Origin of the sequence: Acinetobacter sp. ABJ_C4_1 (assembly GCF_044538495.1) — a bacterium.
Lineage (GTDB): Bacteria > Pseudomonadota > Gammaproteobacteria > Pseudomonadales > Moraxellaceae > Acinetobacter > Acinetobacter nosocomialis_A.
Genome location: NZ_JBIUCQ010000001.1, coordinates 524,850 through 536,898 on the forward strand (window position 1 = coordinate 524,850; position 12,049 = coordinate 536,898).

General features: G+C 34.0%; 15 protein-coding genes. 10 read left to right on the forward strand and 5 right to left on the reverse strand.

The genetic code is table 11. The features are described 5' to 3' along the window. Nucleotides 1–6: 6 nt before the first annotated feature. Both sbnB and sbnA read right to left on the reverse strand, forming a co-directional pair. Nucleotides 7–1,020, reverse strand: a complete 1,014-nt coding sequence (sbnB, locus tag ACIF8R_RS02385; protein ID WP_003652251.1) for a 2,3-diaminopropionate biosynthesis protein SbnB — start codon at nucleotides 1,018–1,020, stop codon at nucleotides 7–9. A gap of 21 nt (nucleotides 1,021–1,041) precedes the next feature. After that, on the reverse strand, nucleotides 1,042–2,046 hold the full coding sequence (gene sbnA / locus ACIF8R_RS02390; RefSeq protein WP_396478837.1) for a 2,3-diaminopropionate biosynthesis protein SbnA: 1,005 nt from the start codon (nucleotides 2,044–2,046) through the stop codon (nucleotides 1,042–1,044). A gap of 606 nt (nucleotides 2,047–2,652) precedes the next feature. Between sbnA and ACIF8R_RS02395 the strand changes: the two genes are divergently transcribed. From ACIF8R_RS02395 to ACIF8R_RS02425, 7 genes are all read left to right on the forward strand, one after another. Beyond that, nucleotides 2,653–3,888: a mechanosensitive ion channel family protein gene (locus ACIF8R_RS02395; protein ID WP_396478839.1), complete on the forward strand. Its 1,236-nt coding sequence runs from the start codon at nucleotides 2,653–2,655 to the stop codon at nucleotides 3,886–3,888. 309 nt (nucleotides 3,889–4,197) lie between these two features. Then, entirely contained in the window at nucleotides 4,198–4,449 is a 252-nt protein-coding gene (locus ACIF8R_RS02400; protein WP_209046687.1) for a hypothetical protein, read from the forward strand. A gap of 412 nt (nucleotides 4,450–4,861) precedes the next feature. Further along, nucleotides 4,862–5,332, forward strand: coding sequence for a hypothetical protein (locus tag ACIF8R_RS02405; RefSeq protein ID WP_396478841.1), 471 nt, complete (start codon nucleotides 4,862–4,864; stop codon nucleotides 5,330–5,332). Between the two features lie 209 nt (nucleotides 5,333–5,541). Beyond that, nucleotides 5,542–5,868 carry a hypothetical protein gene (locus tag ACIF8R_RS02410; protein ID WP_396478843.1) on the forward strand — a complete coding sequence of 109 codons (327 nt, stop codon included), beginning with the start codon at nucleotides 5,542–5,544 and terminating at the stop codon, nucleotides 5,866–5,868. Nucleotides 5,869–6,057: 189 nt separating this feature from the next. Next, entirely contained in the window at nucleotides 6,058–6,339 is a 282-nt protein-coding gene (locus tag ACIF8R_RS02415) for a hypothetical protein (protein ID WP_396463504.1), read from the forward strand. A gap of 174 nt (nucleotides 6,340–6,513) precedes the next feature. Further along, nucleotides 6,514–6,897, forward strand: a complete 384-nt coding sequence (locus ACIF8R_RS02420) for a hypothetical protein (protein ID WP_263613966.1) — start codon at nucleotides 6,514–6,516, stop codon at nucleotides 6,895–6,897. A 236-nt stretch (nucleotides 6,898–7,133) separates the two neighbouring features. Next, entirely contained in the window at nucleotides 7,134–7,265 is a 132-nt protein-coding gene (locus tag ACIF8R_RS02425; RefSeq protein WP_263613965.1) for a hypothetical protein, read from the forward strand. A 46-nt stretch (nucleotides 7,266–7,311) separates the two neighbouring features. Here the strand turns inward: ACIF8R_RS02425 and ACIF8R_RS02430 are convergent, their stop codons facing one another. After that, nucleotides 7,312–8,010, reverse strand: a complete 699-nt coding sequence (locus ACIF8R_RS02430; RefSeq protein WP_396478845.1) for a hypothetical protein — start codon at nucleotides 8,008–8,010, stop codon at nucleotides 7,312–7,314. A 383-nt stretch (nucleotides 8,011–8,393) separates the two neighbouring features. Here ACIF8R_RS02430 and ACIF8R_RS02435 point away from each other — a divergent pair, with 383 nt between their 5' ends. Further along, nucleotides 8,394–8,825 carry a DNA breaking-rejoining protein gene (locus ACIF8R_RS02435; protein WP_396478847.1) on the forward strand — a complete coding sequence of 144 codons (432 nt, stop codon included), beginning with the start codon at nucleotides 8,394–8,396 and terminating at the stop codon, nucleotides 8,823–8,825. Between the two features lie 62 nt (nucleotides 8,826–8,887). Here the strand turns inward: ACIF8R_RS02435 and ACIF8R_RS02440 are convergent, their stop codons facing one another. After that, complete coding sequence (locus tag ACIF8R_RS02440; RefSeq protein WP_396478849.1) at nucleotides 8,888–10,471, reverse strand: ATP-binding cassette domain-containing protein; 1,584 nt, start codon at nucleotides 10,469–10,471, stop codon at nucleotides 8,888–8,890. Nucleotides 10,472–10,735: 264 nt separating this feature from the next. Continuing rightward, the gene (locus ACIF8R_RS02445; protein ID WP_151740140.1) at nucleotides 10,736–11,179 is read right to left on the reverse strand and encodes a universal stress protein; all 444 of its coding nucleotides are present in this window, start codon (nucleotides 11,177–11,179) and stop codon (nucleotides 10,736–10,738) included. 286 nt (nucleotides 11,180–11,465) lie between these two features. Here ACIF8R_RS02445 and ACIF8R_RS02450 point away from each other — a divergent pair, with 286 nt between their 5' ends. Both ACIF8R_RS02450 and ACIF8R_RS02455 read left to right on the forward strand, forming a co-directional pair. Then, complete coding sequence (locus tag ACIF8R_RS02450) at nucleotides 11,466–11,693, forward strand: hypothetical protein (protein WP_263613961.1); 228 nt, start codon at nucleotides 11,466–11,468, stop codon at nucleotides 11,691–11,693. Nucleotides 11,694–11,870: 177 nt separating this feature from the next. Next, nucleotides 11,871–12,044 carry a hypothetical protein gene (locus tag ACIF8R_RS02455; RefSeq protein WP_240061580.1) on the forward strand — a complete coding sequence of 58 codons (174 nt, stop codon included), beginning with the start codon at nucleotides 11,871–11,873 and terminating at the stop codon, nucleotides 12,042–12,044. Nucleotides 12,045–12,049 lie beyond the last annotated feature (5 nt).

The window sequence follows — 12,049 nt, forward strand, 5'->3', positions numbered from 1 at the left end:
CTATTCTTATAAAAGCGGTAGAACCGTGCCAACGTTTTGTTCTTGGGCAGCATTGAAGAACCATTTAGCGCAGACAATGTCATCAATCGCCATGCCCATTGGGTTGAGCAAAATGATTTCATCTTCGTGTTCGCGGCCGTTTTTATGACCAATAATGATGTCGCCAAGTTCAGCATGTAGTTTTTCACGGCTAAATAAGCCATCTTCAACCAGTACGTTGATGACTTTCTTTTCGCGGTTTGATTGGTCCCAGTCATCCACAATCACTTTGTCCACTTTTAAGAAGACTTCAGGTTCAATGTCCATAATTGAAATGTTTGAAACAAAGCAACCTTTTTTAAGCCACTCAAACGGAATGTAAGGTTTATCTGAGACTGTGCAGGTAATGAGGACATCAGCTTGCTGAATCGCAGACTTAGCACTGTCATGAATTTCAATTTCTAGATGTGGATATTCCGATAAGAACAAAGCTTTGAGTTTTTCGGCCGCTTCAGGGTTCACATCAAATAAATGGATTTTTTTCACTTGAGCATATTGTTCAAGTACAGTCTTAATCTGCATTTGAGCAATTGGACCACAGCCAATCACGGTAATATCTGAAAAGTCTTTTTTCGCTAAATACTTAATCGAAACGCCTGTAATAGCAGCAGTTCGCATAGCACTGATGAGGCTACCTTCCATCACCGCAACCGGATAATTTGTTTCTGAGTCATTTAAAACAATCAGTGCGCTGGCACGTGGAATATTGAATTTTTTAGGGTTATGTTGTCTTGAACCAATCCATTTGATGCCGGCAATCGGGTCGTTGCCGCCTAAATAACAAGGCATTGCGATAATACGGTCAGCAATATGGTCTGCACCTTGCCAGCGAAGGTACGGTTTTAAAGGCTGTACAAACTGTTTATTTGCATGCAGGGTTAAACCTTCAGTAATCGCTTCAATAAATGAATTACTATGATTTGCGCCAAGATTTAATAAATCTGATTGACTTAAATAGCGAAGGGTAGCCAAATTGCTCATGAATATTTCCTAAGGAGGGGGTTAAACAACATTTTGTAAAGTAAGGTTTTCTTGGCGTCGTACGTTTCGATTGAAGTGACGCTTCTTGATCATTTCGAACCATTCATCTTCATAAACCAGATCGAGATAACGATCGCCGCGATCGGGCAACAACGTTAAAACGCATGAACCTTCTGGAATGGTTGGAATCAGTTTTTTGATGGCTGAAATAGATGAGCCGCTCGAACCGCCAGCAAAGATTCCTTCATGCTCAAGAAGTTCTCGGCAACCGAGTGCCGACTCATAGTCATCTACATAAATGACTTCATCGATTTCATCGGGGGAGAGCAGCGGTGGGACTGTACTTGCCCCAATGCCGGGAATTTCGCGTGGACCAGATGTGCCACCGAACAGTACAGAGCCGACAATATCGACAGCGATAACTTTTAATTCGGGGAACTTTTCTTTAAGGCGACGAGACACGCCCATAATCGTGCCAGAGGTACTTGCTCCAATCACGAGGTAATCAATCTTGCGATCAATTTGATTTAAGATTTCTTCTGCTTCACCAAAATAGTGGCTTTTCCAGTTGTTTGGATTGGCGTATTGATTAATCCAAACCGCATTTGGTAGTTGTTGGCAGAGTCGTTTTACGGTGTCAATTCGGGTTTTTAAGTAACCACCGTTTGGGTCTTTTTCAGAAACCATTTCGATATTGGCTTTGTAAAGCTTCAGCATTTGTAGGTTTGCTGAGGCAATTTTCGGGTCAATAACGGCAGTAAATTTTAATCCATATATTTTGCAAGCCATTGCAAGTGCAATCGCTAAGTTCCCTGATGAACTTTCAACAATATGACTATCTTTATTAATCACTCCCGATTTTAGGCCTTCCTGTAGCATGAATAATGCTGGACGGTCTTTAATACTTCCTCCTGGGTTTAACAATTCCATTTTCGCAATCACTGAGACTGATTGATGCGTGAATAGCCTTGATAGTTGTAATAGTGGCGTTTTACCTATGCATTCGAGAATATTTTCATGGATCATGGCAGATCTTCTCAGGTTTTTATGTGTTGTAAATGATAATTATTATTAATTAAATTATTATTACGATTTATTCCAAGATTGTTGCGGTTTGTAAAGAAAAAACAGGGGGTGTTATAGGAATTTTCACTAAAATTTTTGTTCTAATACTTTGAATAATAAAATGTATATTTTACAAAAGCTTAAATTAATAAATTTTTTTAAATATAAGTAGATAGGCAGAAACTTACTATTTTATAAAAATTGATCACAGTGAAAAAATGAGTTATTTGACAAAAAATAAAGGTAAATAATTTATGGGGAAAGTTTTTTTACTCAAAACTCTCTATTCAAAGGGAAGTTTATTGAAACAAAAAAGCTGTAATTTAATAAAACGAATACTCCTTATGAAGGAGCTAAGAAGCAAAAGCCTTGTTGAATGGAACAGTTTTATTTAAAAAAGAAGATTCACTTATTGCCTGTGTGAATCATATTTCTATAAATTAATCTAATTTAGCGATTAAGTATTATAGACGTGTTGTATTTATGACGACATATGTAAACAAGCCTTAATCTATAACACTCGAACACTTTAAAATTATTGAAAATAAAGTTTTAAGGTGTAAAGGGTTGGATTTTTTTAATTATTATCGTGATCTTCAAGCTGAGTTAAGCAACTATCCTTGGCTAGAAATGATAGTTTCACTCACAATTTTGATTTTATTTGCTGCTTTGGCAAACTTTATTGCTAAGCGAATTATTGTTCGGGGAATCCGTCATTTAGTGACTAAAATCAAGTCACTTAACCAGTCAGTCTTTGCTCAGCATAGTGTTATTAAGCGATTTGCCAATATTGTGCCCGCCATTGTCATTATGAATGGGATTACCACCGTTCCGCACTTATCTGAGAAAGCCATTGCTTTGATACAGATGGGTGCACAGGCATTTATTTTCCTGACTATTGCGCTCACGATCAGTGAATTATTAAATATATTTAATTTAATCTATCAGCGTAATCCAAAATCTAGAAACAAGCCGATTAAAGGTTATTTACAACTCGTTAAACTTATTATTTTTGTTGTTTGCGGTTTGATGATTTTAGGTACATTCCTTAAAAAGGATGTATTTACCTTGTTGGCTGGCTTCGGTGCAATGGCCGCCGTATTAATGTTAGTTTTCCAAAATACGATTTTGTCATTGGTCGCGAGTGTACAAATTGCTTCTTATGACATGGTACGTATAGGGGATTGGATTGAAATGCCGTCGCTGAATGCCGATGGTGATGTGATTGATATTTCATTGCATACCGTGACAGTTCAGAACTTTGATAAAACCTATACCACTATCCCAACCAATAAACTTGTAACAGACACTTTTAAAAACTGGCGCGGTATGAGTAATGCTGGATGCCGCCGTATGAAGCGTTCGCTTTATATTGATCAAACTAGTGTTCACTTCATGACTGAAGAAGAGCAACAAAAGCTAAAAGACTTTCTATTATTAGATCAATACCTCAATGCCAAGCAATCTGAGATTGACGAATTTAACAAGCATTTAGGTAGTCAATCACGCTATAACAAAAGACGTTTAACTAATATTGGAACATTTAGAGCGTATGTTGAGTTCTATTTACGTCAGCATAAGGGCATTGCTCAAAATCAAACACTTATTGTTCGTCAGCTACAACCGACGAGTGAAGGTCTACCGTTAGAAATCTATGCCTTTACCAATACCACTGCATGGGTTTCTTATGAAGCAATTCAGTCCGATATTTTTGATCATCTCATCGCGATCTTGCCTGAGTTTGGTTTAAGAGTGTATCAGGCACCTTCAGGTCATGATTTTCAAAAATTAACTGTAGAGTAACCACATAGTAGAATGCTATCTTTATTTAAATTTCAAATAGATAGCATTCTTTTAATATTTTTATACATTAATTTATAATTATTTTTGGAAAATTATTATTAAATAGCGGTATAAATTTACTATATAAAGTTATGAGCGTTTCATAACTTAGAAAAGATTATTTTTTGAGCAAACTCGATCTAAAACTTTTCAGGAGTAAGGCTTAAGTAACAAATTTGACACTTTGAACAAAGAAAATACTAAATGTTTAAGAATAACAAACAATAAAGTTGCTTTACTAAAATTTGTTAGGTGAGTTGGAGTGTTTGAATGGCTACAGCAATAGAGAACAGAGCTAGACAACTTAAAAACGCAAAACGTGGAGGATATGCGCCAACCATTGCCAAAGACGTAAACAAACACAAAGTACAAAAACTAAGGAGAGCTCTAGACGAAGCCCGGCGATATGTAAGTGAACTCAATGATGAAACGGTTATTTTTGACGATCAAGACGCAAGGCAAAAGGCTGAAGGAGCCAAAGCAATTATTGAAATGTTTGAAGCAGCTTTAAGCGGTGCGTAAGCAGCATCAAACTAAAATATAACCATAAAAGACCTTGCTGAAGACACGGTTAACTTTCTAGTCCCCTGACTAGGTAACTTGGTTATTCAGCAAGGCAGTCAATAAAAATAATTCAAATATTTCTATATTCTATTTTTAGCTAAGACATCACAAAAAATCTAAGTCAAATAATATTATTGATGAGCTTAATTTTTTTCAGAAAATTATTACCAACTATAAAATCTTTCCGCACCAAAAATGCGATGAATTTATCATTTTATTCAATTGTTGTGGCGTATTATGGAACTCGGTTTCAGAACACTCTTATTGATTACATTTGGCATTTCAAGACTTACATACTGCAATAATATATCCATCATACTTCCCTAAAAATCTGATTAACCACCAAAGTCAGAATAGGAGGGAAGGACCCATGCCAAAATTTCTAACAATTGCCGAGAAGGTCTATAAAAAATTTGAAGAAGATAAATTGTTCTCTGACAACCTGATTGAACAATTGAATAATTTAGTCAGCATTATTCGAAAAGAGATAAAGGGTACCCCCTGTAAACTCAAATACAATTTTATAGATTTTGAAGAATGTCTAAGTAAACCTTTAAATGAATGTACGATTAAACTCGACATGAGCTTAATGCCTAAATATAAAAACAAGGGCGAATATATTATGTGGCTAGCGAGCTTTATTGAAAGAATCACGATTGGTGGACAGCCAAAACTACCACCACTTTCAAGTATTGTGCCAGCCGACTTTAACGTAAAAAAAGAAGCTCAGACAGTACTGGAAAATAAAAAAGCCGTGTCGGAAGAAAATGCCAAGATGATAGTGAACTATTTTAATTCTGAGGAGTATAAGAAAAATAATAAAAAAATAAATCTGGTTTAAAACCCTATAAAAGTGTGTGTCCACCGCACTTTTATAATCGCTGGAAAATTTCAGCAACCGCCTTCTGGGGCGGTTTTCTTTATATAATTTATTTACTTTATTTGGTCGCGCCAGTCTTATAATATGCAGTTTTTAATTATGATAAGCGAATATTACATATTATGAAATTAAGACTTTTTATCTTGACCATACTTATTTGTGCCAATACTATGGCTGCATCAAACACAAGTTTTGAAGAGGAATATCATAGTCTTTTAGAAAAATTCCATACAGCTCAAACACAAAGAGATACTTTTATCAAAAAGAATGCGAATAAAAATCTAACCAGTTCGCAAAGGAAAAAGCTAGATTCAATAGAATGTACTTATATGCAATCTGAACTGCAATATGATGAATTTATTATTACTAGATTTAAGGAATATAAAGCCTTCATGAAGAAATCTGGTCTAGAAGCAATGAATGATAAAGAATTAATTAAAATGGATATTGATTCTTTAAAAGAAGAAATAAACAGCCCTCATGGGAAATGTAAATAACAATAAGCACCGGTAACGGTGCTTTTTTTAAAGGATAATTTCTTATCAGTCTTACATACTAGTAAATCTTTCAGTTTTCAACATGATATACATACTTAAAACAATTACATCATAAAAACTTCCATAACTTATCTGTATAGCATGTTAAGTTTTTCTACACATCTATAAAACTTATGGCAGGACTTAGTCATGAAATGTTCATATCAAGATTTGAATGGAAATAGCATCGAAGTAACTTGTGAAAGTTATATACATATACCATCAGGTACTGGAGTAAACAAAATAGGCGGAGATAATCGTTCAGCGGACCTAATACATATTACCGAAGATTTTAGTTTTTTTAAGAAAACACAAGCGGATTCAATACCACTTTATCGATTTGCTGTTGATGATAACCAGAATGTTTTTAATAGTGATGAATTGCCAGCACTGGCGCAAATTGGTACGGATTGGAAGATTTTAGACGAATAACTTTAAAGTGAGTACATAACCATTCTATAAGTTAATTTTTTGAATATTTTGTAAAATTTATCAAATAGTAAATATTTAACTAAACTTAATACAGGTATTATAGACAGCTAAATTAAATGTAGTCTGAATATTTATAGGCAGTTTTGGACTAAATGTTGAATAGAGAGAAAGAACATGAAGCGCCTTATTACATTATTTTTATTGCCTTATGCTACGGGTACGTTCGCTCAAGAGCCCTTCGAAGTCAGTAAAAGCTGTTTTGTAGTGAATGGTAAAAATAGTACGGTGTCTTGCTTACTTTCTTCTACAAATAACTTAAGTTCTAACTTTGAAAGATTAACTTTTCCAAATAGCAAAGTATTTATAAAAGAATCAAATATTTGTTCTCATGAAGATTCATGTGTGTCTGTGGGAAGTAATTTATCGAATTTAAAAGATGCGACTATTTATTATCGTGATTTCAAAACTAAAAAGATTATTGAAGCTCCTGAAAAAGACTCTTGGACCTGCTTTAAGCAACAACATGATCGGCTTGATTTTTGTGTTTCTTACAATTAATAAAAAGCTTAACCAGAGAGCGATAATTAAAGTAATGAACGAAATGAGCTAAAACGTTAATTCATACCACATCTAAAATTTCTCACCTCTTTGCCATCAAAAAATTGGTTACAGGTGATTTTTTCTAATTTACATTTCTAAGCGAGAAGTACAAAAAAGTCTATAAACCTATGCTGATCGTAATATTGATAGCCAGTATTTATAAGCTAATCAATGGAAACTGTATGAGGTAAGATATGACTAAAATTATAGCTACCCTAGGTTTAGCAGCAATCGTTTCAATCTCTGTTGCAGCCTGCCAAGGCGAGAATGATACCAAGCAGCAAGACAAAACCACGACACCACACTCATTAGATAAAGATTCATAAAATTTAAAAGCCCATCTATTGATGGGCTTTTAAATCACATTTTCACTTAGAAAAATGGGTTAGTCACAAGAACTAAACCGACTGAGAAAAACGAGTCATCTTTGGTCTGATTTAAACGATTACCATAGCTTGCATTGAACTGAACATTCTCTTTGTACAACATATACTTAATGCCGGTTTGATAAAATGAATCATTTCGATCATTTCCATAAACTTCAGCAGTAAACGTTAAAGGTTTCGTAATGAATGTTTCTGTCCCCACACCCCATGTGGTTTGCTCGCGATGAGTAGTATGTTCTCTAAGCCATCCCACATTGCTATGCACCAAGAAATGGTCATCTAACATAGAAATACTTAAGGGAACATTCATAGACCAATCTTTTTCAGAAGTGTGGTTGTTATTAATTTGAGTCGCAAATGAAACGCCAATTCCCCAGTTATTCGTCTCAAGTGGTTTTATAAGTGTTTTCCCTTGAACAGTTGTATAAGTCGCATTACCTGTGTCATCGGAAAAATGGCGCCCCATACCTACACCAAACTCAAAATTGCCACCTATATTGCAAGAAGGAATAACCCAATATTCTTTATTAGTGGGATTATTCTGCATCCATGAATCAAGTTGACAAGAATGGGCAGGAACTAAAGAAGCATCATCAACCACCATAGGTCGTCCAGCATAGCTAGAAATAAATGCCAAGCAAGTGCTAAAAAAAACGACAGATTTTTTAAAATTAAGAAATAGCATTGATGACTCCAATACAACAAGGAGCGTATGCAAGTATTTACTCGTCTTTCAACAAAACTGATAAATAAGAAATAAAGCAAGAAGGAGGGACTCTCTTAAATCCACAAGAGAGCCAGTGGGCTTTAGTGGATACTTAGATATGAGTCGATGATTTATTCTTATCAATCGAGCAAGTACTCACAATGAAGCCCCTAAAAATTCGTTGCGCGGATTCTAAGGTGGTTTTTCTGAGCTGACAAGTTAAAGTTTCATGACATATATTTTTTGATCAATTATTAAAAGACATACAAAATCAAACGTTATTCATCAAACTTATACATAAAGTCAAATTTAATAAAACCTATCTTTCTTATTATTATTTAAAAGAATTTCGAGGATTAAAAATGAAAAAAATTATTAAAATTTTATTATTAACAGGATTAATTGCAACCTTACCCTTAACTGTGACGGCTAAAAATGTTGAAAACAAAGTAAGCTTTTTAAAAGGTTCTGATCAAGCAACTTTAACAGGGAAATTTCAGGGTTATGATGATGTAAGGTATCGAGTTTTTGCAAAAAGTAGTCAGGTTTTAAAATTTAACATTAATAGTTATGGTAATTTAGCTTATGTTAATGTTTTTGCTCCAGGTAAAAAGCCAGGCAAAGATAAGGCATTATTGGTAGGTTCGACTATGGGTTCTTCAGGAGAACTAGTACTACCAGTCGATGGTGACTATATTATTCAAGTTTATCAAATGAGAAATAGTGCACGAAAAAATAGAACCGTATCTTTTAATTTAGATCTTCAAATATTAAATAATAAAAATATAAAGTGATAATTAAAAGATTTATATAAAAGCTCTCATAGTTAGAGCTTTTATATAAGATTGAAAATATATTAAGTTAAATAAATTGACTCATGAATTCCGCATTTTTCAACAAAAGCTAAATCATGAGAGACTAATAATACTGCACCCTCATAGCTAGAAATAGCATTTGCAAATAGTTCTCTTGATTCAATATCCAAATAATTTTCTGGTTCATCGAGTAATAAAAGTTCAGGCATAGTCTCTGCATGACTCAAACCTAACAATGCGACTTTTAACTTCTCACCACCACTCAGTTGAGCTAAAGGATAAGTCCCTTTTTCACCACGAAGCCTAAGTTGACCTAGTAAATTTCTCCACTCTAACTCAGAAATATTAGGGTTAATGTTTCTTAAGTTCTCAACAGCAGACAAATGGTCTAACAAAAAGCTAAAGTTCTGATCAAGATAAAAGCAATTTACAAATAGGCTAATTTCATCTGTGGGCACTACAGCAGATTGAACAATCTGTTTCAGCAAAGTTGATTTCCCAATACCATTACGACCAATCAAATGAATTTTTTGAGATGCTTTGAGGGCAAAATTAATGGGCTGCTGGGTTCCATAGTTCAGTTTTAAGTCATGAACTCTAAGAATTTCTCCTGAGCGTTTTTGAAAAGAGGGGAATACAAACTGCTGAGGCTTAACAGTTTCCAAAAGTACTTTTTTATTCTTTAAGTCTTGCTGGCTTTGATCAATTTGACGCTGATGTTGAGACTGAATTGCTCCTAAGCTTTGCCCAGCCTGTTCTTTTTTAAAGTCGAGCAAAATTTTAGCTTGTGAATTGGAATCACGAAGTTTGTTACCAGCACGCTCACGTTTCTGTGCTTTCATTAAAGCATCATGTTGCTTCTGCTTCATATGCTTAACTTCACGTTGATGTTGATGTACCGACTGCTCTAAAGCTTGAATCTGTGTTTGGTATTGCTCATAAAAATTTTCATAGTTTCCTGTGGTGTGCTGTAAGCCATGTTCATTTAAATGATAAATATGGTCGACTTCATTTAGTAAAGTGAGATCATGGCTAATGATAAGAACACCTGCCGGATGCTTCTTGAGTTGATGTATCAACCAGTGTCTAGCATCTTGGTCGAGATGGTTACTTGGTTCATCAAGCAATAAATAGTGGTCGGTTTTTAAAAATAATGCTGCTAACGCTAACTTGGTTTTTTGTCCTTCACTTAACTGTTTCACAGGAAAGTTTAAGTCGGTTGGTAAGTGGGCCGATCGCAATAATGCTTCCCAAACATAAGGGAGGTCCCAATTGCCTTCTAATAAATCATAATCATCGAATTCAGCTTCGCTTTGTTCTACTCTTTGCAAAGCTTTATAGAGATGGTCAATGTCTAAAGCTTCTGCAATGGTGGATGAAGAAAGACGCGTTAATTGAGATAAATAAGCATGTTTTGTCTGCCAAGTAATTTGACCACTGATATGCATTTCCTCAGTGGGTGAAATCTCTTGGAGCAATTGCATAAGTAAGGACTTACCTTGGCCATTACGACCAATTAAAGCGGATACTTGATGATACTCAAGTGAGAAATTCAATTCTTTAAACATCACTTTTGAAGGAAATTCTAAAGTGAGTTGTGATATTACACATACCTGCTGAGTCATAAAAAACCTCATAAATACAGGATGTACAAAATAGGAAAGTTAAACTTTAAATAAAGACGTTAAGTCACTAAAAAAATAGTCTATTTTGCACATCAAAAAAGAGAAAATTGATGAGAAAAAAGACTTACTTCATTGGCGTGACTCACAAAAATAGAAAATATAACAACGACATTTTATAACGATTTTTAGTCTGTGTAAAACTTGCGCAGTTTATATGTAGAAAAGCCTAATCAACTGATTAGGCTTTTCCTTAACATCAATAAATTATTCTTTGACGACTAAAACTTGGATTTTGGTACTGTTTAGAACGTCTTGTGCAAAACTACCTAAAATAAGTTTTTGGAAACCTTTACGACCATGAGAACCAATAACAATTAAGTCTGATTTTAAGTCTTCTACAGCTTTAAGAATGCCGTCAGATGAGATTTCGCCTTGAATAATTTGTGTTTCAATATCAACACCTTCTTCAGCACATAAGGCTTTTACCTTCGCAAGTGTTTTTTCAGCATTAGCACGTGCTTCAACAAAATAATCTTTTACAACAGGAGAGATGTAATAAAAATCAACACCACTAAACGGATCCACTGCAACAAGACTAATTGCTGTAAGTTTGCTACCAAAAGCTTTAGCAATATGAGCAGCTTGTCGTGCTGCTGCCAAAGAAATCTCTGAACCATCTACAGGTACAATAATATGTTGGTAATTCATAATGTTATTCCTCTTATTTACAAGTTGTTATATGTATGAAGCTTTTCTTACTTAAAGATTAACACATTTGTTTAAAGGTACAACTCAATTCAATTAAGTCGCAGTTAAATTATATAAAAATTAAATATGTATTTGATTTTTATTGGTTTTTAAAATTGAAATATTACGATAAAAGTGGGGGATGGAAAACTTTATTTTTAAGATGAACTTTACAATAAATTACTTTTCATATTTTTGTCATACAGAACTCGTATAACCAAATAGTATATTGAGGGGGAGAGGTAATATGGCAGATTTAACAGCAAAGAAAGTAAGTAAACTTATTGAAGAATTCCGCCAAACAGGCAAAGAACCAGAAAAGCTAGTGATTGGATATAAAACTTATGCACGACTTATGGCGGATGATAAGTTCGCTGAAAAAGTTGTACCTTCACTGGAAAACTCAAAAGATCGACTCTATAAAAATCTTAAAATAAAACTTGTTACTGAAAAACACTATTTTGAAGTGAAATAAAGCATAAATGTGATTCTTGTCACGCTTTACATTGTGTTATTAACATTTAGTAAGAATTATTAACATATTGTTTTTGAGTTAATACAAATAAGGTGTGTATTCAACATTTGAGAACAGTATTTATTGCTAAAAACGCTAGAATGAGTTGATTTTATCGTAAATGGTTGAATAAACTAAATGTTTAAGTTAATTATAGTTTTATTTTATCTCATCACTATTTTAGGTTTTTTATCTATAGTGGGTGGCATATTAACACTCAGTCTATTTTTAATTATTATTGGCTTAGGACTAATCTGTGCTGCATTATTATTGAAAAAAGAATTTAAAATAGATGTTTTGTTTTGGAAATAATCAGC

What these genes read in the sequence shown, in the direction of transcription:
- sbnA (WP_396478837.1), bottom strand. Translation starts at nt 2,046, where the DNA reads ATGATCCATGAAAATATTCTCGAATGCATAGGTAAAACGCCACTATTA.
- ACIF8R_RS02440 (WP_396478849.1), bottom strand. Translation starts at nt 10,471, where the DNA reads ATGACTCAGCAGGTATGTGTAATATCACAACTCACTTTAGAATTTCCT.
- ACIF8R_RS02455 (WP_240061580.1), top strand. Translation starts at nt 11,871, where the DNA reads ATGTTTAAGTTAATTATAGTTTTATTTTATCTCATCACTATTTTAGGT.
- ACIF8R_RS02410 (WP_396478843.1), top strand. Translation starts at nt 5,542, where the DNA reads ATGGCTGCATCAAACACAAGTTTTGAAGAGGAATATCATAGTCTTTTA.
- ACIF8R_RS02405 (WP_396478841.1), top strand. Translation starts at nt 4,862, where the DNA reads ATGCCAAAATTTCTAACAATTGCCGAGAAGGTCTATAAAAAATTTGAA.
- sbnB (WP_003652251.1), bottom strand. Translation starts at nt 1,020, where the DNA reads ATGAGCAATTTGGCTACCCTTCGCTATTTAAGTCAATCAGATTTATTA.
- ACIF8R_RS02430 (WP_396478845.1), bottom strand. Translation starts at nt 8,010, where the DNA reads ATGCTATTTCTTAATTTTAAAAAATCTGTCGTTTTTTTTAGCACTTGC.
- ACIF8R_RS02445 (WP_151740140.1), bottom strand. Translation starts at nt 11,179, where the DNA reads ATGAATTACCAACATATTATTGTACCTGTAGATGGTTCAGAGATTTCT.
- ACIF8R_RS02420 (WP_263613966.1), top strand. Translation starts at nt 6,514, where the DNA reads ATGAAGCGCCTTATTACATTATTTTTATTGCCTTATGCTACGGGTACG.
- ACIF8R_RS02450 (WP_263613961.1), top strand. Translation starts at nt 11,466, where the DNA reads ATGGCAGATTTAACAGCAAAGAAAGTAAGTAAACTTATTGAAGAATTC.
- ACIF8R_RS02400 (WP_209046687.1), top strand. Translation starts at nt 4,198, where the DNA reads ATGGCTACAGCAATAGAGAACAGAGCTAGACAACTTAAAAACGCAAAA.
- ACIF8R_RS02425 (WP_263613965.1), top strand. Translation starts at nt 7,134, where the DNA reads ATGACTAAAATTATAGCTACCCTAGGTTTAGCAGCAATCGTTTCAATC.
- ACIF8R_RS02435 (WP_396478847.1), top strand. Translation starts at nt 8,394, where the DNA reads ATGAAAAAAATTATTAAAATTTTATTATTAACAGGATTAATTGCAACC.
- ACIF8R_RS02415 (WP_396463504.1), top strand. Translation starts at nt 6,058, where the DNA reads ATGAAATGTTCATATCAAGATTTGAATGGAAATAGCATCGAAGTAACT.